This is a genomic window from Synechococcus sp. A15-60 (assembly GCF_014280095.1).
Classification (GTDB): Bacteria; Cyanobacteriota; Cyanobacteriia; order PCC-6307; family Cyanobiaceae; genus Synechococcus_C.
This window is the reverse complement of record NZ_CP047933.1, coordinates 1,051,573-1,073,597: the sequence shown is the minus strand read 5'-3', so window position 1 is coordinate 1,073,597 and position 22,025 is coordinate 1,051,573. Positions and strand designations below refer to the sequence as shown.

Genomic DNA, 22,025 nt, shown 5'->3' with positions numbered 1-22,025 from the left:
AGCCCATGCCGCTCGAGGACCTACTCGAAACCGCCACAAGCTGGCTCGTCAAAGGCGGTGCCGTGTCTTTGGTGATCACGCTGGTGGCTTTCATCGCCAAATGGGGACTGCGTTTCCGCCTGGTGGGGGTCACCAGCTTCACGTTCGTTCTGGCGATCAGCTGCTGGGCCTTCGGCCTCAGTTACACACCCACCGTCAGGATCGAGGGCGCCCTCCGGGCTCCAGTGGTTTTCGACAACGGCGATGATCTGATCGTGGCTCAGGCCAGCGCGGACTTTCCACGTGAAGCGATTGAGCCAACGCTTCAGCAACTTGCCCAGAACGTGCGTCCCGGAGGTCGTGGCAGCGCCGAAGTGACCGTTCGCCTGCGGCAGCTGCAGCCCGCTGGTGACGGAGCGTCGAAGCCAGTCGTTCTCGGCGAGACCACACGAAGCTTCTCCGCCGGATGAAACCGGATGAACAGCTGCATGACCTGCCGCAAAACCTCCGCTATGAGCGCGATGCTCTCCAAGCAGCAGGTCTGACCACTTGGGGACAGGTCCGCGAGCTGGATGAGGTTCGGATCAGCCGTCTCGCCGCCTCGGGGCGAGCGACAGCCCGCAACCTCAAGCGTGTGAAAGGCATGGCCGATTTGGTCTGTGCCCTCGACCTAGCCCCCGCCGACGCCGCTCTGTTGATGCATGCCGGGCTGGCCACAGTGGCAGCCATCGCAGGGTCCAGCCCTCAGGACGTGGTCAACCGCACGGGACGGCTGGAGCGGCAGCTGCGGAGCGGCCGGCCTCCGGTGGTCGACCTGGCTGTCGCGCGGCGCTGGATCCGTCTTGCGCAAGACAGGCAAAACACGAACTGACCGCCAACCACGGCCAAGGCCGTCTCATCAGTTTCAAATGAGGATAGTTTCGGACGGAGGTTCCCGATGCGCTCCCTCCACAACCTGTGGCTAGCGGCCCTGACAGCGGTTGCATCCCTGCTCACCCTCAGCACGCCGACGCAAGCACAGTCGTCTTTGCTGGAAAGCGTCAAGCGCAACCCCAGCGAGGCACGAGCGCTGTGCCAGCAGTTCATGTCGTTCAATGCGCGAGGCGAGTCCGCCCTTTCTCCTGAATCGATCGCCTTGGTGGCCGGTCAGCGCAACCTCAGCAACACCGATGCTGAAATTGTGGTGACTTACGCCATCGGCATCAATTGTCCGGATGTTCGCTGACGCGAATCTGACGACCCAAGACGGCACGACCCTCGTGTCCAGGCTTTGGCGCCCTCAGGGTGATGGCCCTTGGCCAACCCTGCTGATGCGTCAGCCCTATGGCCGGGCCATCGCCTCCACCGTCACCCTTCCCCATCCCCAGTGGTGGTGCCGGCATGGGTTTCTGGTGGTCGTTCAGGACGTGCGCGGCCAAGGCGATTCGCAGGGATCCTTCGTTGGCTTCTCGCAGGAAGCGAGTGACACCGCCGACACGCTCACCTGGTTGCGTGCACTGCCGGAGGTCAACGGTCGAATTGGCCTCTATGGCTTTTCCTATCAAGGTCTCACCCAGTTGCTGGCACCGGAGGACTGTCCACCACCGGACTGCATGGCACCGGCGATGTGTGGCCTGGATGAACGCAACCACTGGAGCTGCGAGGGGGAGGCGCACTGGTGGCATCTGGGGTTGGGATGGGGGCTGCAACTGGCGGCCCTGCAGGCGCATCGCCGTGGCGACCAGGCGCACTGGGAGGAGATCCGCCGCAGCCTGGAGGACGGCAGCTACCTGCGGGACGGCCTGCGCCTTTTGGAACAGCACGACCCGCATGGCATGGCCGTGCGCTGGTTGCATCAGTCAGCGCACGATGCGTCGGCTTGGATCCAGCATTCCGTGCCTGAGCGCTGGTTGCAGACACCCATGCTGCTGCTCGGCGGCTGGTGGGATCCGCATTTGCGCGGCTTGCTGGATCTGGCGGAACGGTCCCGCGCCGTGGGCGGCCAACCGGATCTGCACATCGGTCCAGCCACTCATCTCCAGTGGTGGCCGCAAAGCAGCAGCCTTCTGTTGAGCTTTTTCCAGCATCACTTGCAGGATCACCCCTCAACGACTGCCGGTGAGGGCAGCGCCGCCACCGGTGTGCACCTCTGGGACCAGACCAGCGCCTGCTGGCAGTCCTTCCACACCACCAATCCAGCCGACCAGCCCAATGCGGGTAATCCTCGCTGGACCTTCCGAAGCGCAGGCCTGGCCTGCCATGACCCCAGCGAGGGATCGTTGATCAGCAATGGAGCCAACGGCAGTGGCAAGGTCGTGATCGTCCATGACCCCTGGCGGCCCGTCCCGGCGATCGGTGGCCACCTGAGTCCGACCGCAGGCCCTGTCGATCGGGCATCTGTTGATCAGCGAAGCGATGTGGCGCTATTCACCAGTGCTCCGCTCGGTCAAAGCCTCCAACTGAGCGGCAGGCCGATGTTGCAGCTGGTCGGCTTTGCCGATCAACCCGGCTTTGATCTGTGCGTGGCCCTTTCACGATTGCCCGCTGGCTCCGAGTCTGTTCAGCAGCTGAGCACAGGTGTTTTACGAATCATCGGTCAGAACGCCCTCCATCCCCGGACCCTGACGCTGGAATTGCAGGCGCTGCATGCCAGCTTGAACCCTGGTGACCGCCTGCGTCTATCCATTGCAGGGGCCGCCTGGCCGGCGATTGCCGTGAATCCCGGTCATCCACACGCTCCTTGCGGCGCACCCACTGCCGACTGCCGCGTGATCAGCATCGAGTTGCAGCTGGACACAGCGCACTTGCAGATGCTGCCGCTGCTGTTGCCCCAGACCGGTCGGACTCCGGCAGACTAGCGGCGCTTACTTTGTCGATTGCCGTGAAGCTCACCCCCTGTCTTCTGGCCGCAGCCCTGGCCACCTGCACGGTGGAGCTCATCCCCGCGGCGAGTGTCAAAGCCGATCTTCACGTCGCCCAGGCCGAGAGCTCAACACGCACCACCCTGACAGCGGCACAGGCCAATGCGTCAGCCAGTGCGCTGCTGAGAGCGATTCAGACGCGTGACGCCCAGGCGATTTACGACCTTCTGGCGCCGCCCCTGAAGTCTGCCAGCAGCGTTGAAGCAATCGGCGAGCGACTGAAACGCGCACCGGTCATCGACTCCTTCCGTGTGGTGGAAATCAACCCAGGTCTCGACGACACCACCGTTGACACGGTGACCGTGACCAATGAAGGAACCCGGGAAGCCCCCCTGATCCTGGTGCTGGATGACGACGGCAAACTGCTGGCTTGGAAATGGGTCGGCACGCTGCTGCCGATCGAGCAAACCGCACTCAACTTCGTCAAGGATCTCCAAGACGGTCGCTGGATCGCAGCGCGCTACTACTTGGATCTGGAGTTCCAGAAAGAAATTTCACCAGCTGACCTGGAACGCAAATGGTCGAAGCTGGAGCGGGTGCTCGGGGGGATGAAGCACGTCAAAAGTGCGCTTGTAGCCAGCCAGGGCAGCGAGCAGCAACTGGTTCTGGTGACAATTGAATTCGGCAAAGTGACCGACAACCTCTTTGTGATCTTCAACAGTCAGGGGCGGATCATCAACGTCGACTTCTCAGCGGATCTGGTCTGACTCCCTGGCATGGAGGGAGTTTGAGGGAATTTTCCGCTTAAGCTCCCGCCCAATTGAATGTCAGACGGCATGCCCAGCACGGTGCTCGACTGGATGGTTGAGGACGCGCAGCGTCTCGCAGAATGCCGACACGACCACCCCTTCTCCATTCTCGGCCCCCAGCCTTTGGAGAACGGCACCTGGGTGATCCGGGTTTGGATGCCTGAAGCGCAGCGGGTCACCCTGCTACTCAGTGGACAGGAGATCGCCATGGCGACCCCTCACCACCCCTGGATCTTCGAGGTCGAGCTGCCCAAGGATCCTGATTGCCACTACCGGGTCCGGGTTGAACGCGGAGGCATCACCCACGAACAGAGCGACCCCTGGGCCTTCCGAGAAGAATGGATGGGGGAGATGGACCGCCATCTCTTTGCTGAAGGCAACCATCACCACATCTGGCGCAGGATGGGTGCCCATCGCTGTGAGCGGGCTGGGGTCGAAGGCGTGATGTTCTGCCTTTGGGCACCCAACGCTCTCAGCGTGAGTGTGATCGGCGACCTGAATTCCTGGGATGGACGTCTGCACCCGATGCAGCAACGCGTCGGAGGGATCTGGGAACTGTTCGTTCCAGGCCTGCCCGAAGGCCATCTCTATAAGTACGAGATCCGCACCCAGAACGGTCACTGCTACCAGAAGGCCGATCCCTACGGCTTCCAGCACGAGGTACGGCCAGACACCAGTTCCATCGTCAGTCATCTGGATGGATTCCAGTGGAGCGACTCCAGCTGGATGCAGACACGCGACAGCAAAAATGCTCTCGACCAGCCCATCTCCGTCTATGAGATGCATCTGGGCAGCTGGATGCATGCCTCGGCAGACGAGCCGTTTCTCGAGGCCGATGGCAGCCCCCGCGCACCAGTACCTGCGGCAGATCTCAAACCAGGGGCCCGACTGCTTACTTATTCTGAGCTGGCCGACCGGCTGATCCCCTATGTGAAGGAGCGGGGTTTCACCCACATTGAATTGATGCCGATCACCGAGCATCCATTTGATGGGTCCTGGGGATATCAAGTCACTGGCTGGTATGCGCCCACCAGCCGCTACGGAACACCCGATGAATTCCGCGCCTTTGTCGATCGCTGCCATGCGGAAGGCATCGGCGTGATCATCGACTGGGTTCCTGGTCATTTTCCCCGGGACAGCCATGGCCTGGCCTTCTTTGATGGCTGCCACCTCTATGAGCACGCTGACCCGCGCATCGGCGAGCACAAAGAATGGGGAACGCTGATCTTCAACTACAGCCGCAACGAAGTGCGCAACTTCCTCGTGGCCAATCTGGTGTTCTGGTTTGACCAGTTCCACATCGATGGCATCCGAGTGGATGCTGTCGCATCGATGCTCTACCGCGACTATCTACGGCCTGACGGGGAATGGCTTCCTAACGAGAACGGCGGCCGAGAGAACACTGAAGCCGTTCGCTTTCTCCAGCAGGCCAATCACGTGCTCTTCCAGCACTTCCCTGGAGCTCTCTCCATCGCGGAGGAATCCACCACCTGGCCGATGGTGACGCAACCAACGGATATCGGAGGTCTGGGATTCAACCTCAAATGGAACATGGGTTGGATGCACGACATGCTCGATTACTTCGAGCTCGATCCCTGGTTCCGGCAGTTCCACCAGAACAACATCACCTTCTCGATCTGGTACACATACACCGAAAATTTCATGCTTGCCCTGAGCCACGATGAAGTGGTGCATGGCAAGAGCCACCTTCTGCACAAAATGCCAGGCGACGACTGGCAGAAGTACGCCAACACCCGTGCGCTACTTGCGTACATGTGGACGCATCCAGGCAAGAAAACCATCTTCATGGGGATGGAATTCGGCCAGCGTGCTGAATGGAACGTGTGGGGAGATCTGCAGTGGGATCTGCTCAATTTCGAGCCGCATCAGGGGCTGCAGCGGATGGTTGGCGACCTCAATGCGCTTTACAAGTCAGAACCGGCGCTGTGGCGTGATGACTTTGATCAATTTGGCTTCCAGTGGATCGACTGCAATGACAATCGCCATTCCGTGATCAGCTTCATGCGTCGAGAGAGCGCCAGCGGCACCTGGCTGGTGGTCGTCGCCAATTTCACACCGCAAAGCCACTCCCACTACCGCGTCGGCGTTCCGCTTTCCGGCTTCTACGAAGAGATCTTCAACTCCGACGCAGCCAAGTACGGCGGCAGCAACCTGGGCAACATGGGTGGAAAGCCCACTGACGAATGGGGCATTCACGGCTATGAGAACTCCCTGGATCTCTGCTTGCCGCCGCTCAGCCTGATGGTGTTCCGCCACGATCCCAAGCGCAGTCTCCTCCCCCAGTCGTCAACAACCGAGGTCTAACAACATCCTCCATGTGACGAACAGCTCAGTGTGGCGAGAAACCTGGCCGAGAGCACGGACTCTTCAGGTAGGTTTCCGAATGACCTGAATTCGGCTTGATGAGCGACTCTCTGCCTCTGCTGCTGCGCGCAGCCCGCGGTGAAGCGGTGGAGCGTCCTCCGGTGTGGATGATGCGCCAGGCCGGGCGCTACATGAAGATCTACCGGGACCTGCGGGATCAGTACCCCAGTTTCCGCGAGCGCTCGGAGAACCCGGATCTCTCCTACGAGATCTCCATGCAGCCGTTCCACGCCTTCAAGCCTGATGGCGTGATCCTGTTCTCTGACATCCTCACGCCCCTGCCAGGCATGGGCATCGATTTCGACATCATCGAGAGCAAAGGGCCCCAGATCGGCGATCCCATTCGCAGCATGGCCCAAGTGGAGGCCCTGCACGCTCTTGATCCGGCTGAATCCATGCCCTTCGTGGGTGAGGTGCTGGGTCGTCTACGCCAGAGCGTCGGCAATGAAGCAGCCGTCCTCGGCTTCGTCGGTGCCCCCTGGACCTTGGCCGCTTACGTGGTGGAAGGCAAGAGCAGCAAGAACTACGCCGTGATCAAGGCAATGGCGTTCCAGGAGCCGGCGATCCTGCACAAGCTGCTGGACCACTTCGCCGAATCAATCGCTAATTATTTGCGTTACCAGATCGATTCCGGAGCCCAGGTGGTGCAGATGTTTGATTCCTGGGCAGGGCAGCTCAGTCCAGCGGACTACGACACGTTTGCTGCGCCTTACCAGAAAAAGGTTGTCGATCTGGTCAAGCAGACCCACCCCGACACCCCGTTCATTCTTTACATCTCCGGCAGCGCCGGTGTGATTGAACGCATGGCGGCAACCGGCGTCGACATTGTCTCCCTCGACTGGACCGTTGACATGGCCGAAGCGCTGGCACGCCTGCCGGAGCACGTGGGCGTTCAGGGCAACGTGGATCCTGGCCTGCTGTTCGGCACACCCGAAGCGATCCAAGCGCGCATCGATGACTGCGTGCGCAAAGCCCGCGGCCGCAAGCACATCCTCAACCTTGGTCACGGCATTCTTCCCGGCACTCCTGAGGAGAACGGTGCCGCCTTCTTCAAGGCCGGTAAGAGCGTCATGGACCGCGTGGGTGCCCTCGCTTGAGCCAGGCCTCAACCCCGGCGCGCATCCTGATCACCGGCGCCAGCGGCTGCGTTGGTCAATACACCACGGCCTGGCTCCTCGAGCACAGTGATGCGGAATTACTTCTTTGGCTTCGAGATTCGGAGAAGCTGACCGCGATTCCTGCGGATCATCCGCGGGTGACGCTCTTAGTCGGCGACCTGAGGGATACCGACCGGTTCGCCGCCGAGTTGGCCACCGTGACACGCGTGATTCACACGGCGACGGCATGGGGTGACCCTGAACGAGCGCAGCAGGTGAATGTGGTGGCGGTGAAGCAGATGCTGAGCTTGCTGGATCCTGATCGGATCGAGCAGATCACCTATTTCTCAACCGCGAGCATTCTTGACCGGCATCTTCAACCTCTGCAGGAAGCCCTGGCCTACGGCACGGAGTACATCCAAACCAAGGCCCAATGCCTCAAGGATTTGGAAGAACATCCGCTCGCAGAGAAGATCGTTGCTGTGTTTCCAACGCTGGTGTTTGGCGGTCGCGTCGACGGCACCAGTCGCTTCCCGACGAGCTACCTCACCGAAGGCCTGGCGGAAGCGAGCAAATGGCTTTGGCTGGCACGGTTCTTGCGAGCCGATGCCAGCTTCCACTTCATCCATGCCGCAGACATCGCTGCCATCTGCGGTCATCTCGCCACCACACCGCATCAGCGCAATTCGGAACCCGGTCAAGGCGCGGTGCGCCGCATTGTGATGGGTCAGCGCGCCATCGGTGTGAACGACGCCGTGGCCACCCTCTGTCGCTGGCGTGGCGTGCGGCTGACCCCCGGCATTCCGCTCTGGCCGTGGCTGATTGAGACCCTGATCCGAGTTCTGCCCATTGAGGTCAACGCCTGGGATCGCTTTTCAATCCGGCAACGCCATTTCATCCATGACCCTGTGACCCAGCCGGAGCAGTTCGGGGGCAGCAGTCATGCTTCAGATCTTGAAGCCGTCCTACAGGATTCAGGACTTCCGCCACGAGGGCCCATATCCATGCGGTTTAATTGACTCATTCCCTTTAGATCCAATGCTGAAGAGTCTCAAAACCATTCTCAGCGCAGCCGTGGCTTTCGTGCTGGCCTGCTCCCTCGGCGTGGCTTCCGCCAACGCTGCAACTGTCGAAGTGAAGCTCGGCGCCGATTCCGGCATGCTGGCGTTTGAGCCCAGCAGCGTGACCATTAAAGCGGGTGACACCGTCAAGTTTGTGAACAACAAAATGGCGCCTCACAACGCCGTTTTCGAAGGCCACGATGAGCTGAGCCATCCTGATCTGGCCTTCGCACCTGGCGAATCCTGGGAGGAAACCTTCAGTGAAGCTGGCACTTACGACTACTACTGCGAGCCCCATCGCGGTGCTGGCATGGTTGGCCAAGTGATCGTTGAGTGATTCTCTCGATCACCGCCTTTTTCTTCAAATCACCATCTTCAGATCTCAGAGAGTGAATCATCTCTCTGAGATCTTTTCTTATGGCCGTCGATCGATAGTGTTGAAGCAGTGTTGATCAGCAAACGATGCTGAACCCCTTCCCTGTGTTGGCCTTGATTCTCAGCCTATGCATCGGCTTGATGACGGCCCTTCCAGTGACGGCAGCTCTGGATGCTGACGTCGAGCATGGGGCACAGCTGTTTTCCGCCAACTGCGCGGCTTGCCATATGGGTGGTGGCAATGTGATTCGCGCCAGTCGAACCCTCAGCCAGCAGGACCTCCAAGCCCACCTGGAGTCATACCTGCAGGACCCAATCGAAGCTATCGAGACCCAAATCGAAAATGGCAGAAACGCCATGCCGGCCTTCGAGGGCAAGTTGAGCGCCACCGATATCGATGACGTCGCCGCCTTCGTAGAACGCCAAGCGGAGAAGGGTTGGTCGCGATGAGCCAAGAAGGACTGCGTCGCTTCGTTCATGCCCTTGAACACAGCGCATCCCTTCGCCGAGAGCTCGCAAGCTGCAACGATGATGCTGAGATTGTCGCGTTGGCGAGACGGCTTGACTTCGCTGTTTCAGCCTCCGATCTGATCGAAGACGCCCAGAGCTCATCACTGGATGGCTGGTGGAAGCGCAGTGCACTTGGCCTCCGCCCCGGCGGAGACACAGACTGACGTTTTCAAAACGTTGGCGATGTCTGTGGTCACCCTGCTGAGCGACTTCATCGATGGCACGTCCATGGCGCTGAGTGAACACACCGATCAGCCATCACTCAACGACTACATGACCTCAGCGGCTGGGCAATTGTGGGCGGGAACGCAACAACGACGTCTGCGACGAAACCTGACGCGTCAACGGCGCGGACCAGGCACCTTGTTTTTTGCGCCGAACGACAAGGCCAACGCCAGTGTGACGGCCTACCTGCAGAGTGAAACGGGCTCAAGCCAGGAAGCCGCGTGGCAGGAGCGCATGCAGCAACAAGGTGTTGAAATCGCTCCCCACGTGGGAGATGCGCACGAGCGTCAGGTCTTGGTCAAGGGGAATCAGCGCCCGTTGATCCGTCAAGCAAAAGCGCAAGGGTTCGGCTGAACGACGACGACAGCGGGGGCACTCCGCGTGTCAGCAGGAAGACCCGCTTGCCTAGATGGGGAACAGGTCTTCCATTCAGACAGGGAGCCACGTTCACGGGATGCAGCCATATGCGTAGCAGTTGCTACATTTTAAACTTCCTTTAAGGATTGGCCACGCTCTCCCCGCATGAGACCACGAGCGCCGACAATTCACCCACTTCCAAGGGGCCATGCACGATTCCGTTCACAACCGCCGCGGAACCAGCCTGAAATGGGAAAGCAATGGTGAACTGGCAGGTGCAGACCTGCGCAACATTCTTCAGCGCCTGAGAGAGGTCGATCCCAATGCCCAGGGGATCAACCAGTGTGATCTCACGGATCGGCCCAATCGAGATTGAAGTGGTCTGGGGCAGCCAAGCGCCCAAGCGCCGTTTCAACGCAGTTCAGCCATGCGATCGACGCTCGACCCGATGCACTCCACCTGGAACGCTTCCATCCCTTGGGCGTCGGCGCCCGCACGCAACCGATAGAGATAGCCGTTCACCCAGGCTGTTTCCGAGTTGTTGATGTCATGACCACGATCCAAAAAGCCCGGTTTCTGCTGGAACAGATGGAGAAGGATGGCCAGCACATCACTTGGCGAAAGACACTCGGGGTCAATGAGCGGTAACTGATCCCTGATCTCGAGGAAGGAAATCTCCGCGTCGTAGTCGAAATCTTCGGGGACAACAACAGCCATCAATCGCGCTCTGGTGCTGGGATGGTAAGGCGGACAACTTGCTGACCCCACCGAAAACTATGCCCAACGACACGAAAGACAGCCGGTACTGGAACGATGAGATTGCCTTTTTAACGGCTCGGTTGAATGGGGAAAATGGGGACATCGACCGCGACGACAGGGCTGCCTGCGAAGAAGCCCTGAAGGCTGCCAAAACAAATTTGGCCGGCAACCATCCGCGCTGACGCCTCTCAAGCCCAATGGCTCAGCACGTCTGCCTACCGATGAGCTGGAGAAACGAAGCTCTGGCGCTTGGCAAACCATTGCTTGCGAGGCCTTGAGGCTCCTTTCAATCGAATGGACTCCGAAAGCAGCCTTGCCGACAAGGACTTCTGCCGGCCTTCCTGATCTCGCCAGTACTGCTGAATGGTTCGTGGCCAATACTCAGACACCTGATCCAGCTTGGGGACTTTTTCACCGGAAATATTGATCACAGGCATACGACCACTCCGTTCTTGGGCTGATGTTCAATCGATAGCCAGAGCCAAGCGCTCTGGCAGGTACCAGCAACAACGATCAATCAATCCGCGTGGGCGATCGGTTCACTGCAACCTCAGTCGGCAACTTCCGATGCTGTCGGATTGGGCTCCAGATCGCACTGGGGATTGTGCTCGTGGTATTGGGATGGCTCCCGCATCGCCCAATATTCGTCGACCACGCCGAACAGATAAGCACTCAAGCGCTGCCACCAAGGCTTCTTGTTCATACCGCGATGCCAACAAACACCCCTCCTTGGACATTGTTGCCACGGCTTGTCCCCAATGCACAGGGCTGAACCGAAGGCTCACCAGAGGAGAGCCCACATGATGCGCCCATGGCTGAGAAAACGGCACCAACGCGTGATCACACATGTGCAACAGACACCTGGCCTCTCGGATCAACAAACTCTCTGGCTGACCTTGTTGAAGGGCATCGTGGTTGGAGTGCTGCCTGACGCGGTCATCCTCAACACATCAGGTCACTCCCTCAAACACCGGGAAACGTCATCTCCAATGACTGCCCGTCATTGCGAAACCTTGCATTGCTGACACATCGCGATTTGGTTCTTGTGGCCATCTGAAAGTGTCAACAAATAGGGATCAACATCAAATTCATAGCCACAATCACAAGCCACGTGATAACGAAGCTTCTTTGACTTCACGAGCTGCTTGATCAGAGTTATTTTTCCATAGATCTGCCCAGGCTTGAATCGCTCCAACTTTTTACCTTCACCACCAACTCGACTCACTCGCGCCTTCACAAGCGCATTACGCACGGAATGTTCACTCCCTCGCCCCACAATCTTGGCGATTTGAGCATGGGAACGACCTTCTTCGAGGTAAAGACGTTTGATCTCTTCCACTTCTCGCGCCGTAAATCCAGACTTGCTACCCATCGACCGGCTGCTCCATTCCGGAAAGACCAGATTTCATTCTCTCAGACGTGAAGCAGGGCAGTGCTTGCTGGAATGCATCCGTACCAATGATTGCAAACATCCAGCAGAACAAGCTCTCAAGACACAGGAACAAGAGGAACCATTTTGGTGGCGTCCATGCCAGCAAGCACCAAGCGTGTTGCATGCTCAGCATCCACCGATCGAAGTTCACCCGTGTCGGCATCCTTCACTTCAAACATCGTGGTGCCATGAATGCACTGGGAACGATGAGTACAACGAACAATCCACCCCATCCACCAATCTGTATCTGAAGGGTCAGGGTTGGGCGTGGATTGCACTAACACCAGATCACCAACTTTCAAACCAATGAACGGTGGACGATTTCCTTGCAAAGGCATTGCTCTCCATCAGAACTGACAAGAGCCTCACACTTGAGTCAATGCCGAAGGCATTGATGAATTTTTAGGGTGGACTGAAACAGCAGTCCATAAGCAATAGGACTTACTAAGCAACGGAAAAATCCATCAGCTGTTGAACACCAATGGCCGATCACAGGATGAAACACCCCTTTCAGCGCAGCCTCAAGGGAGACACACGACCAACACCCACCTGGCCCTTGGCTGCGGCGGCCACCAACCTCCCCAGGTCAGCCTGGCTAAGGGTCTGGCTTCCATGAACCTTCAGGGTCGTCCAGTCAAATCGTGGCATCTGCGGAGCTTGTGCCTCCGCGTTTTGAAGCAGAGACGTCGCCACTGAGCTGGCATCCTCTCCCTCCCGATCGCTGAGAAACACCACTTGGGCCAGGGTTGGGACGTCGACATCGCCGTAGGCCAAGGTCACCAGATAAGCAAACATTGCTGCGTCGCTCAAAGCGGTCTTGCTGGATTCCTTGGAAGTTTGACGCTTGAAGGAGAGCCATCGGAACGTGCAACCCGAGGTGGGTCTCAACGGTGACGGTTCCATCCATGAGCTTCTTAATCGTTCAACAGAACAAGCAGCCGACACGCGGCAGAGAAGCGAAGAACATCGTCCCTTTTTCGATCACATCCAATGCTTTGGAACATGACTGTCTCGCATTGAGTACCCCAGCAGGGTCTTGCGATGGGTCTCTGCCCTCGGTGTTACTGGCGAGCGGCTGTCAGCACAGCGATGTACAACTCTTCATCCACCTCCCGGATGTCGTACTCCGTCGGCAACGCAGCATGATGATGCTCGTGCACCACGGTCCAGCACATCCGCTCAAGATCGGAAGGCGTCGGACCATAAAGCTCACGAACACGCGCCACCAGTCGCAGCACCAGGCTCGGATCCACAGTGTTGACCTCGGACATCACGTTGCAGCGTGTGCGGTGGACCCTACCGATCCAGACCGGTTGACCGCATCAGGGTGTGGAGGCCGAACCCCAAGGGATGGGTCCTCCGGACCTCACAAGCTGCAATCACCCATACGGTTGTCTCAGCACCAACGGAACCATGCAACCCACGGCCGAACAATTCACCGAAAAGGCCTGGGCCGCGATCCTTTCGGCCCAGAACCTGGCCCAGAAGCGACGGCATCAGCAGCTGGAAACGGAACATCTGCTGCTGGCCCTTCTGGAGCAGGACGGTCTGGCCAACCGCATTCTTGAGAAAGCCGGAGTCAGCCCCACAACCCTCCAAGACAGTGTCGAGAGTCATCTCTCCCAGCAACCATCCCTGCAGACACCGCCGGAGTCGGTGTATCTGGGGAGCGGCCTGAACGGTCTGCTCGATCGCGCCGAGACACTGAAACAGGCCTACGGAGACAGCTACATCTCCATCGAGCACCTGTTGCTGGCGCTGGCCGAGGATTCCCGCTGCGGCAAACGACTGCTCAGCCAGGCGGGTGCCTCGCCGAAAGCCCTCAAAACCGCGATCGATGCCGTGCGTGGAAGCCAGACCGTGACCGATCAAAACCCAGAAGGAACCTACGAATCCCTGGAGAAATATGGCCGCGATCTCACCGCCGCTGCCCGTGATGGACAACTGGATCCCGTGATCGGCAGGGATGAAGAGATCCGCCGCACCATCCAAATCCTCAGCCGACGCACCAAGAACAACCCGGTGCTAATCGGCGAACCGGGTGTCGGCAAAACCGCCATCGTGGAGGGGCTGGCTCAGCGGATCGTCAATGGCGATGTCCCGCAAGCCCTACAAAATCGTCAGCTCATCGCCCTCGACATGGGCGCTCTGATCGCAGGTGCCAAGTATCGGGGGGAGTTCGAGGAGCGCCTCAAGGCCGTCTTGAAGGAGGTCACGTCCTCCGACGGCCAGATCGTGCTGTTCATTGATGAGATCCACACCGTGGTGGGAGCCGGCGCCACAGGCGGAGCCATGGATGCCAGCAACCTGCTCAAACCCATGCTGGCCCGCGGTGAACTGCGTTGCATCGGCGCCACCACGCTGGATGAACACCGCCAACACATCGAAAAGGACCCAGCTCTGGAGCGCCGCTTTCAGCAGGTCATGGTCGACCAACCCACTGTTGAAGACACGATCTCCATCCTTCGTGGTCTGAAAGAGCGCTATGAGGTGCATCACGGCGTGCGCATCGCCGACAGCGCTTTGGTGGCCGCTGCTGTGCTCAGCAGTCGCTACATCGCCGACCGCTTTTTGCCAGATAAGGCGATCGACCTGGTGGATGAGTCAGCCGCGCGGTTGAAGATGGAAATCACCTCCAAACCGGAGGAGATTGACGAGATCGATCGCAAGATTCTCCAACTGGAGATGGAGAAACTCTCTCTCGGCCGTGAATCCGATGTCGCCAGTCAGGAGAGGTTGGAGCGGTTGGAACGCGAACTCGCTGAACTCGCTGAACAGCAGAGCACCCTGAATGCCCAGTGGCAGCAGGAGAAAGGCGCCATCGACGAACTCTCCAATCTCAAGGAAGAGATCGAACGCGTGCAACTGCAGGTGGAGCAAGCCAAGCGCAGCTACGACCTCAACAAAGCGGCAGAGCTGGAGTACGGCACTCTCACCACCCTGCAGAAGCAGTTGACGGACAAAGAAACGGCCCTGGCTGGAGATGATGAGTCGGTCCAGGAGAAATCGCTGTTGCGGGAGGAGGTCACTGAAGACGACATCGCCGAAGTGATTGCCAAATGGACGGGGATCCCTGTTGCCAAGTTGGTGCAATCGGAAATGGCCAAACTGCTGGGCCTTGAAACCCAGCTGCACGACCGCGTCGTGGGGCAGCAGCAGGCCGTCACAGCCGTGGCCGATGCCATTCAGCGTTCACGCGCCGGTCTGAGTGATCCCAACAGACCGATCGCCAGCTTTCTGTTTCTCGGGCCCACGGGTGTTGGGAAAACGGAGCTCTCCAAAGCCCTGGCGGCGCAGCTCTTTGACAGTGAAGAGGCCATGGTGCGCATCGACATGTCGGAATACATGGAGAAGCACACTGTCAGTCGTCTGATCGGAGCCCCTCCGGGCTACGTGGGTTACGAGGCCGGCGGTCAGCTCACCGAAGCGGTGCGTCGCAGGCCCTACGCCGTGATCTTGTTCGACGAGGTGGAGAAGGCACACCCCGATGTGTTCAATGTGATGCTCCAGATCCTCGATGACGGCCGCGTCACCGATGGGCAAGGGCGCACCGTGGATTTCACCAATGCGGTGCTGATCCTGACCAGCAACATCGGCAGCCAGTCAATTCTCGATCTCGGGGGCGATGACGACCAGCACGACGTGATGGAGCGGCGAGTCAATGAGGCCCTCCGTGGCCATTTCCGACCGGAATTTCTCAATCGCCTCGACGATCAGATCATCTTCCACAGCCTCAGGCGGGATGAGCTACGCCAAATCGTCAGCCTGCAGGTGGAGAGGCTGCGCAGCCGTTTGATGGAACGCAAACTCGATCTGAACATCAGCGACGGAGCCACCGACTGGCTGGCGAACGCCGGTTACGACCCGGTGTATGGCGCACGTCCACTCAAGCGGGCGATTCAGCGCAAACTTGAAACCCCCATTGCCAAAGCCATCCTTGCGGGACGGTATGTCGATGGGGCCACCGTGAACGTGGATGTGGAACCAGTTCAGGGAAGCGACGAGCGGGAGGAGCTGGTGCTTCGCTGATCACTAACGTTGCCGTCATGGCTGCGTAGCGGAAAACCATTCCGGCAGGGCTTCATAACAGGCTCCGTTGGCTCGGTTCTCCCGGGCCTCCACCTTCCAGCAACAGGAGCGACCACCATCGCGCTCCCTCAACAGGGTGTTGGCCCAGCCCCACACCAACTGGGCAGAGGCTTCCATGCCCACGTTGTCCATCACCCGCAAATCCAAAGCATCCTGGGCATGCAGTGTCTGCCACTGCTCCATCAGCGGGTCGTCAGCATTCACAAGAAACGTGTGATCAAACTGGTCACGTAATTGTTTCTCCAGAGGCCTGAGGCTGGAGAAATCCACTACGAAACCGCAAGCATCCAACGCAGTGGCGGCAAACCAAAACGTGAAACTGCGGCTGTAACCGTGCACAAACCGGCAATGCCCAGGGTGCTGCCACTGCCGGTGACAACAGGGGTAGTCCTCAAACTGCTTGCTACAGGTATGACCAGTGGGAGGCAGAGGCATCAGGCGGAAGAAGGAGAGGCAGTGCAAGACGACTCTGCCTGTCGACATCTCCATCTTGATCCGTTCGGAGGATCAGAGCCGTCGATGGGAGCTCAGGCCACTCTCCATGGATCACAGCGAGATCAGGGTTCCAGGGTTCAAGGAAAACAACATCACCCAACCACATTCAGTCGTTAATCCGCGGGCAAATAACGCCCATACCAATCGAGCATCCTTTGCATCAGATCCAATTGATTGTTGCGGTCTACGAATCCATGACCTTCTCCTGGATAAAGGACCTTCAACGTCGTCACCCCAGCATCTTCAACCGCGCGATGCATTTCATGGACCTGACCAGGGGGCGTGCGGTAGTCGCTGTCACCCCCATAAAACATCACAGGCGTTGTTACTTGAGCTGCATGCTTAAGAGGAGAGCGTTGCCAGGCGAGCGATGGCTCAGTAAAAGGTGGTTCACCAAGATGAACTCTTAAATACACAGGATTGTCAGTCGTTCCATAAAAGCTGATCAGATTCGAAAGGATTCCACCCGAAACAGCCGCCTTAAATCGTGGGGTCTGTGTGATACTCCAAGAACTCAGATAACCCCCATAGCTATAACCACCAACACCCAAACGATTAGGATCAGCAAATCCTTGCGACACCATAGCGTCGATCCCACTCATTGCATCCTCATAGTCAATTCCACCTAAATCTCCTGTATTGGCATTGGCATAATCAACTCCAGCCCCCAGTGAACCACGAACATTTGGGAAAAAAGCGATATAGCCAAGGGCGGCTAATTGCTGACCCCAATCGGTGAAACCGTCTGACCAACCAATTCTCCATGCCGATGTTGGACCGCCATGGAGAATCGTCACCATCGGGTAGCGACGACCTTCCTGATAGTCAAGAGGTAGAACGAAGAATCCATGCACCGTGTGACCATCATCTGGATTGCGCCATTTCACCTCACGCACATCGCCAAAGCGAATCGCATCAAACTGCGGATTTAAACGCGTCAGCTGTTTGGATGTCTGGTCCTCACCAATCAACCAAAGATCAGGTGATGTTGAAGGTGAACCCTTGAGGAACACAACACGACCTGACTGATCGTGGATGGTGTAGCTGTTCTTAGCAAACATATTGACACCCGTCGGGCTTAAGCGCTCGATCGCACCTGTCTCTCGATCAATCTTGGCGAGAGACATCTGATTACCTTCCAACAATTGACCGTACAGAAAGCGAGAATCAGCAGACCAACGTGTGTCTGCGATCGTCGCTTTGATGCCATCCAACACAATCTGCGTGTGACCGTCGGTGGCTGAGATCAATGCAGGTGACCAAGCATCGCCAGGGGAAGGACTCCAAACATCCACATGGATGAGTTCGCCATCGGGAGACCACAGCACTGGGGAGTCCCAGCCGATGCGATTGGTGAAACGACGCGCCACTTCACCAACAGAGGGATCGAGGATCACCAACTGTCTGGCACTGACTAAATCCGAGACCTTGGCACTGGGAGAGGACAACGCGGCAATTCGCGTCCCGTCCGGGGACCAGTCAAAGTCGATCACATTCAGATCCGAAGGTGAAATCCGTCTGAGATCTCCCCCCAACACAGACACTTCAAACAGCGCTGTCAACGGCTTGGGACGACTCGAGAGCTGGGGACCCGATACGGCATCACCGGGATCGTCCGCTAACAGAAACGCGAGAGTGCGGCCATCTGGGGCCCAGCGGAATCCGGAGACATCGCCGGTCACGCGCGTGAGCTGTCTCACCTGAGTGCCGAGCGGGTCCGATAGATAGATCTGCGTCGAAGACGGATCCCCATCAGCGTTGTTGCGCTTGGAGAGGAAGGCCAGTGTCCCGCCATCGGGGGACCAGCGAGGTGACCAATCCTTCTGGGGACTTGCAAGCCAGCGTTGGGGAGCCGCACTGCCGTCGGCAGGCATTTTCCAAAGATCGTGATCACCACTCCAGGGTTGACCTTCTTTTCGAGGACCTGGTTCTTCCAGAACAAAAACCAGTGTTTGACCGTCAGGTGAAATCTGCGGGCTGGAGGCCTCTCGGGTGGTGAAAAAGTCAAAAGGCGTGACCGCCCTTCGGTTCGAGGCTGACGAGGCACTGATCAAAGTGCTCCCCACCAGAACCAGACCAGCGCCAACCAGAAGTCGCTTGAGATGGGCTCGCATTGCAACGTTGGAAGCGCTGCTGTCAACGTATCGATGGCAGTGGGGCTTGCCCATCACACGAGACAGGCACCTTCGCTGCACTAAAAAATCACACCCAAAGCCATTCACCAATACGACATCGGATGCCGTCGAACTCAGGCGGCCTCACTTGGCCGCTGCGTCAGCCTCGTCTTTACGCAGTTCCCGCAGGAAGCGACGACGCTGAGGTGACTCCAATCCAGTGATTTCACTGGGCGCCTTCTCGGGTCTTGAATGTTGGCGTTTAGGGCTGTTGCACACCATCAGGGAGGGGTGCATTCCTCGTCGGCTCATTGCAATCGTTGTAATCGGAAGATCCCGCGGACATGACTTCGCGGTTTTAATACATCTTGCGTAAGGAATATGAATCAGTTTGTCGTCAGATTGACCGTTGGAGCAAGTCAGTCCACTGCAAGGAACAAGGGCCCTTTGAACCGCGCTGCGCGAGGATCACTGCAACCTCGTTTGCGTGCGCGACGGCTTGATGCAGTCTCTCACCCCTGCCTTTATCGATCAGCTCTGCTTCAACGAAGCCGGCTTGATCCCCGCGATCGCTCAGGACTGGCTTGATGGTGCCGTTCTGATGGTGGCGTGGATGAATCGCGAGGCGCTGGAACACACCCTCCGCAGCGAAGAAGTTCACTACTGGAGTCGGTCACGACAGGAGCTTTGGCATAAGGGGGGTACCAGCGGCCACACCCAAAAACTGCGCGGAATCCGCTACGACTGCGACGCCGACGTTCTCCTGCTCACCATTGAACAGACCGGTGATGTGGCCTGTCATACCGGTGCACGCAGCTGTTTCTTCGAAGAGGAGGACCAGCGCAGCGAGGGCGGCGAACATGCGCTTCCTCCCCCAGCGGATGCCTGCACGGAGCTGATGCGGGTGATTGAAGCTCGACGCGACGCACCTGAGGAAGGGAGCTACACCAACAAGCTGCTCGAGGGTGGCGACAACCGCATTCTCAAGAAGATCGGCGAAGAGAGCGCCGAGTTCGTGATGGCCTGCAAAGACAACGATGCCGACGAAATTGCCGGCGAAGCCGCCGACATCCTGTTCCACATGCAGGTCGCACTTGCCTATCACGGCGTGAGCTGGAGAAAAGTGCAGGCGGTGCTGGCGGCCCGTCGGGGGGCACCACGGCGTCACTGAAGCCGCGAAACATCCAGGATTGAGCTGTTCACCCATGGGCTGCATCGAAGCCGAGAGCGGCATGAGCCAACGACTCACGCCTTGAGTGGTGGTGGATGGCACAGCCTCAGTGCTCTCTACGGAATGATTGCGGGAGCCCTTGACGTTCTCGAGGACGAAGGGGAAAGCAGGACTCCTAACCGGCTTTTTGCGTGGGTGGATGCCATTTCCGCCAAATCAGGCGGAGCCTGGGCGCTCAAGAAACCCAATCGGGCATGAACGCCATCACGGGCTTCAGCCATCTCGGCCAGGTGAAGCAAGCGTTCAAACAGCTTTCACGCTTTGGAGATTCCACCGAAACGGTCAGCGACCTGATCGACCTGATGTCAACTATTGGGTGATAACGACGAATGTCAGCGACTTGACGAAGCGACTTGTCGACGATCTCATCTTCACACCAGCACAAGACATCCCTTCAGGCAACTTCGTATCGACGGAGATGTTGGATGAGACGCGAAGGAAAAGCGCATCATCGGCACTGGATGAAGTGCCGTCCAGAGCAACGAGGGAGCCCTGCCACCACAACCACTCGTCGTAGACAGAAATCCACCGAGACTTTGGCCCATTAACAACATTGAGGCAGATGGAAGCAACTCAAGCTTTACCTAGCCGTCTAAGAATCAACACCCATACTCTGCAGCACAGGTTAGATGGGCTAAAAAACTACAGCTTGGAGAAAGGATATGAGCCAAAAACTCGTTGCTTTTAGTGGTGGTGGCTGGCACAGCCTCAGCGCGCTCTACGGGATGACAGCTGGAGCCCTCGACGCGCTTGAGCAACGAGGCCAAACCAGAGACCTCAACAACCTGTTCGGCAACACCGATGCAATCGCAGCCAATTCCGGTGGCACCTGGGCTTTGACCACTCTGGCAAGCTCGACCGCGATCAATACAGCACTTCAATCAAAGTCGGGCACCGATGCCATCACAAACTCAGGATTTCTTGGGCAAGTCCGAGAGGCTTTCGAAAGGCTTCCTCAGTTCGGGCAAAGAAGCGTTGAACCGTTCATGTTACCTTTACTTTCAGACAAAAATGGGATCGATTTCAATTGGGAGAGATTAGTCAAAAAGCTTGTTTATGCACCAGCGGGTGACATACCAGATGGTCAATTCACACCAGGAAGTCTGACGCGTTGGGCACAAAACAAGCACCTCATCTTCGCTACTGGTCTGAGCGCCATTCGAGCTAGAAATATTTTCGACAGGGCTTTGCCACCACAACCCATGATTGCCGCCAGAAGCGGCCTGTTCCCCCCACTCAACAATATTGAATCAGCAGCTCGCGCCAACAACATCCCGAACGATGCGCAGGTTATTCCATTATCGATTGAACTCAACAATAGTGCAGGAACGAATTCACTATTTCGAGTAACAGGAGCAGGAACAAATGATGTCAGAATTGATTACAACTCTGTTCGCGGTTTTCAGCGTTCAAGCACACGAATCCCTAGCAAGGGCGATGCGAGTCAACTTCCTCTCATAAGCCCTTCTGTCTACTCGTCTGCAGCTTTTGCAATCGGATTAAACGCACTGACCACACGCAACGCTGACAAACTCGCACCCATGGTTAGCCTCACACCACAAGGCCTAACCAATTATCCGAAAGCACCGCAAACGATAAGCGAAAGAGCTGGACACAGCACTGCCAAAGAACGAGGATTAGCTCGCACCTTGGATGGCTTGTTCATTGACAACACAGCCATTAGCTATGGCCTTTCAGCCTTGCAAAGCGATTCAGGCCTGGAGAATAATTTTCAAATCTCCGCATTCATCAACACTACAAACCGACTGTCAGACTGGGTCAATATCACTCTCAACGATGATGGAATTCTAAAACTTCCCTACGACATCACCATGCTGTTTGGATTCGATCAAGACGGCAACCCACTCCCCACCAACGACGGCTACCCAATCCCCAGTCTCCCTTTCACATTCACGCAACCGAATGCGGTTGTTTTCAATGCTGACTCTCTGACTGGGATTCCAGCTGATCCCAACTGGAGCTTCGAACCAAGCGACAGCAACGTGAGACTTGAGCAACGCACGATCAAGGTCACAACGCGCGACAACGAAACATTCGGCATCCCAGGCAAAATAAATGGCACCCTAAATCTATTCATATTTAGCAATCCGTCGTCCGACCCAATTGCTTACAACGGCAATATCCTAAATCAATACGACACAAACTTCAACAGCTTTCGCCAAGCCTTAAACAGCCCAGAGGGAGACTCGCTCATAGCCGATTCTTTTGCCTTCAATTACTAACAACAACAAATAATTTCTCCAATC

General features: G+C 57.6%; 27 protein-coding genes. 18 read left to right on the top strand and 9 right to left on the bottom strand.

The window, feature by feature from the left end; all coding sequences use genetic code 11:
* Window positions 1-5 precede the first annotated feature (5 nt).
* The 13 genes from SynA1560_RS05785 to SynA1560_RS05725 all read left to right on the top strand — a co-directional run bounded on the left by SynA1560_RS05785 (window position 6) and on the right by SynA1560_RS05725 (window position 10,014).
* The gene (locus SynA1560_RS05785) at window positions 6-449 is read left to right on the top strand and encodes a Ycf51 family protein (protein WP_186471051.1); all 444 of its coding nucleotides are present in this window, start codon (window positions 6-8) and stop codon (window positions 447-449) included.
* A complete protein-coding gene (locus SynA1560_RS05780; protein WP_186501386.1) occupies window positions 446-850 on the top strand; it encodes a DUF4332 domain-containing protein in 405 nt (134 codons plus the stop codon). Before SynA1560_RS05785 ends, SynA1560_RS05780 begins: the two co-directional genes overlap by 4 nt.
* A 66-nt stretch (window positions 851-916) precedes the next feature.
* Window positions 917-1,204, top strand: coding sequence for a hypothetical protein (locus tag SynA1560_RS05775; RefSeq protein ID WP_186470670.1), 288 nt, complete (start codon window positions 917-919; stop codon window positions 1,202-1,204).
* Window positions 1,194-2,816 carry a CocE/NonD family hydrolase gene (locus tag SynA1560_RS05770; protein WP_186501385.1) on the top strand — a complete coding sequence of 541 codons (1,623 nt, stop codon included), beginning with the start codon at window positions 1,194-1,196 and terminating at the stop codon, window positions 2,814-2,816. Before SynA1560_RS05775 ends, SynA1560_RS05770 begins: the two co-directional genes overlap by 11 nt.
* A gap of 23 nt (window positions 2,817-2,839) precedes the next feature.
* Window positions 2,840-3,586, top strand: coding sequence for a DUF3887 domain-containing protein (locus SynA1560_RS05765; protein WP_186501384.1), 747 nt, complete (start codon window positions 2,840-2,842; stop codon window positions 3,584-3,586).
* Window positions 3,587-3,655: 69 nt separating this feature from the next.
* Window positions 3,656-5,953, top strand: coding sequence for a 1,4-alpha-glucan branching protein GlgB (gene glgB / locus SynA1560_RS05760; protein WP_186470667.1), 2,298 nt, complete (start codon window positions 3,656-3,658; stop codon window positions 5,951-5,953).
* A gap of 98 nt (window positions 5,954-6,051) precedes the next feature.
* Entirely contained in the window at window positions 6,052-7,110 is a 1,059-nt protein-coding gene (hemE, locus tag SynA1560_RS05755) for a uroporphyrinogen decarboxylase (protein WP_186501383.1), read from the top strand.
* Window positions 7,107-8,129 (top strand): NAD(P)-dependent oxidoreductase, encoded by a 1,023-nt coding sequence (locus SynA1560_RS05750; RefSeq protein WP_186501382.1) that lies wholly within the window; start codon window positions 7,107-7,109, stop codon window positions 8,127-8,129. Before hemE ends, SynA1560_RS05750 begins: the two co-directional genes overlap by 4 nt.
* A 19-nt stretch (window positions 8,130-8,148) precedes the next feature.
* Window positions 8,149-8,508 carry a plastocyanin gene (gene petE, locus SynA1560_RS05745; RefSeq protein ID WP_186470664.1) on the top strand — a complete coding sequence of 120 codons (360 nt, stop codon included), beginning with the start codon at window positions 8,149-8,151 and terminating at the stop codon, window positions 8,506-8,508.
* Between the two features lie 125 nt (window positions 8,509-8,633).
* Window positions 8,634-8,996 (top strand): c-type cytochrome, encoded by a 363-nt coding sequence (locus SynA1560_RS05740; RefSeq protein WP_186470663.1) that lies wholly within the window; start codon window positions 8,634-8,636, stop codon window positions 8,994-8,996.
* Window positions 8,993-9,220 carry a Nif11-like leader peptide family natural product precursor gene (locus tag SynA1560_RS05735; protein WP_186501381.1) on the top strand — a complete coding sequence of 76 codons (228 nt, stop codon included), beginning with the start codon at window positions 8,993-8,995 and terminating at the stop codon, window positions 9,218-9,220. The genes SynA1560_RS05740 and SynA1560_RS05735 overlap by 4 nt, the downstream gene beginning before the upstream one ends.
* A 19-nt stretch (window positions 9,221-9,239) precedes the next feature.
* On the top strand, window positions 9,240-9,635 hold the full coding sequence (locus SynA1560_RS05730; protein WP_186501380.1) for a hypothetical protein: 396 nt from the start codon (window positions 9,240-9,242) through the stop codon (window positions 9,633-9,635).
* A 211-nt stretch (window positions 9,636-9,846) separates the two neighbouring features.
* Window positions 9,847-10,014: a hypothetical protein gene (locus SynA1560_RS05725; RefSeq protein ID WP_186501379.1), complete on the top strand. Its 168-nt coding sequence runs from the start codon at window positions 9,847-9,849 to the stop codon at window positions 10,012-10,014.
* A gap of 35 nt (window positions 10,015-10,049) precedes the next feature.
* Here SynA1560_RS05725 and SynA1560_RS05720 read toward each other — a convergent pair whose 3' ends face one another.
* On the bottom strand, window positions 10,050-10,355 hold the full coding sequence (locus SynA1560_RS05720; RefSeq protein WP_186470660.1) for a hypothetical protein: 306 nt from the start codon (window positions 10,353-10,355) through the stop codon (window positions 10,050-10,052).
* Window positions 10,356-10,414: 59 nt separating this feature from the next.
* On the opposite strand from SynA1560_RS05720, the gene SynA1560_RS05715 reads away from it, so the two are divergent.
* Complete coding sequence (locus SynA1560_RS05715) at window positions 10,415-10,579, top strand: hypothetical protein (protein ID WP_186501378.1); 165 nt, start codon at window positions 10,415-10,417, stop codon at window positions 10,577-10,579.
* Between the two features lie 368 nt (window positions 10,580-10,947).
* On the opposite strand, the gene SynA1560_RS05705 is transcribed toward SynA1560_RS05715, so the two are convergent.
* The 5 genes from SynA1560_RS05705 to SynA1560_RS05685 all read right to left on the bottom strand — a co-directional run bounded on the left by SynA1560_RS05705 (window position 10,948) and on the right by SynA1560_RS05685 (window position 13,100).
* The gene (locus SynA1560_RS05705; RefSeq protein ID WP_186501376.1) at window positions 10,948-11,100 is read right to left on the bottom strand and encodes a hypothetical protein; all 153 of its coding nucleotides are present in this window, start codon (window positions 11,098-11,100) and stop codon (window positions 10,948-10,950) included.
* Window positions 11,101-11,397: 297 nt separating this feature from the next.
* Window positions 11,398-11,769, bottom strand: coding sequence for a transposase (locus tag SynA1560_RS05700; RefSeq protein ID WP_186501375.1), 372 nt, complete (start codon window positions 11,767-11,769; stop codon window positions 11,398-11,400).
* Between the two features lie 116 nt (window positions 11,770-11,885).
* Window positions 11,886-12,167 carry a DUF3104 domain-containing protein gene (locus SynA1560_RS05695; protein ID WP_186501374.1) on the bottom strand — a complete coding sequence of 94 codons (282 nt, stop codon included), beginning with the start codon at window positions 12,165-12,167 and terminating at the stop codon, window positions 11,886-11,888.
* 172 nt (window positions 12,168-12,339) lie between these two features.
* Window positions 12,340-12,732: a hypothetical protein gene (locus SynA1560_RS05690; RefSeq protein WP_255477086.1), complete on the bottom strand. Its 393-nt coding sequence runs from the start codon at window positions 12,730-12,732 to the stop codon at window positions 12,340-12,342.
* A 158-nt stretch (window positions 12,733-12,890) separates the two neighbouring features.
* Complete coding sequence (locus tag SynA1560_RS05685) at window positions 12,891-13,100, bottom strand: hypothetical protein (protein ID WP_186470655.1); 210 nt, start codon at window positions 13,098-13,100, stop codon at window positions 12,891-12,893.
* Between the two features lie 142 nt (window positions 13,101-13,242).
* Between SynA1560_RS05685 and clpB the strand changes: the two genes are divergently transcribed.
* Window positions 13,243-15,858 carry an ATP-dependent chaperone ClpB gene (gene clpB / locus SynA1560_RS05680; protein ID WP_186501373.1) on the top strand — a complete coding sequence of 872 codons (2,616 nt, stop codon included), beginning with the start codon at window positions 13,243-13,245 and terminating at the stop codon, window positions 15,856-15,858.
* Window positions 15,859-15,873: 15 nt separating this feature from the next.
* On the opposite strand, the gene SynA1560_RS05675 is transcribed toward clpB, so the two are convergent.
* The 3 genes from SynA1560_RS05675 to SynA1560_RS05665 form a co-directional block, all read right to left on the bottom strand.
* Complete coding sequence (locus tag SynA1560_RS05675; RefSeq protein ID WP_186501372.1) at window positions 15,874-16,353, bottom strand: 6-carboxytetrahydropterin synthase; 480 nt, start codon at window positions 16,351-16,353, stop codon at window positions 15,874-15,876.
* A 173-nt stretch (window positions 16,354-16,526) separates the two neighbouring features.
* Window positions 16,527-18,095: a prolyl oligopeptidase family serine peptidase gene (locus SynA1560_RS05670; protein ID WP_222930228.1), complete on the bottom strand. Its 1,569-nt coding sequence runs from the start codon at window positions 18,093-18,095 to the stop codon at window positions 16,527-16,529.
* A 576-nt stretch (window positions 18,096-18,671) separates the two neighbouring features.
* Complete coding sequence (locus SynA1560_RS05665; RefSeq protein WP_222930238.1) at window positions 18,672-18,824, bottom strand: hypothetical protein; 153 nt, start codon at window positions 18,822-18,824, stop codon at window positions 18,672-18,674.
* A gap of 205 nt (window positions 18,825-19,029) precedes the next feature.
* Here SynA1560_RS05665 and hisIE point away from each other — a divergent pair, with 205 nt between their 5' ends.
* From hisIE to SynA1560_RS05655, 3 genes are all read left to right on the top strand, one after another.
* Entirely contained in the window at window positions 19,030-19,698 is a 669-nt protein-coding gene (gene hisIE, locus SynA1560_RS05660) for a bifunctional phosphoribosyl-AMP cyclohydrolase/phosphoribosyl-ATP diphosphatase HisIE (RefSeq protein ID WP_186501370.1), read from the top strand.
* 254 nt (window positions 19,699-19,952) lie between these two features.
* Window positions 19,953-20,078: a hypothetical protein gene (locus SynA1560_RS13750; protein ID WP_255477085.1), complete on the top strand. Its 126-nt coding sequence runs from the start codon at window positions 19,953-19,955 to the stop codon at window positions 20,076-20,078.
* Between the two features lie 342 nt (window positions 20,079-20,420).
* A complete protein-coding gene (locus SynA1560_RS05655; RefSeq protein WP_186501369.1) occupies window positions 20,421-22,001 on the top strand; it encodes a hypothetical protein in 1,581 nt (526 codons plus the stop codon).
* Window positions 22,002-22,025 lie beyond the last annotated feature (24 nt).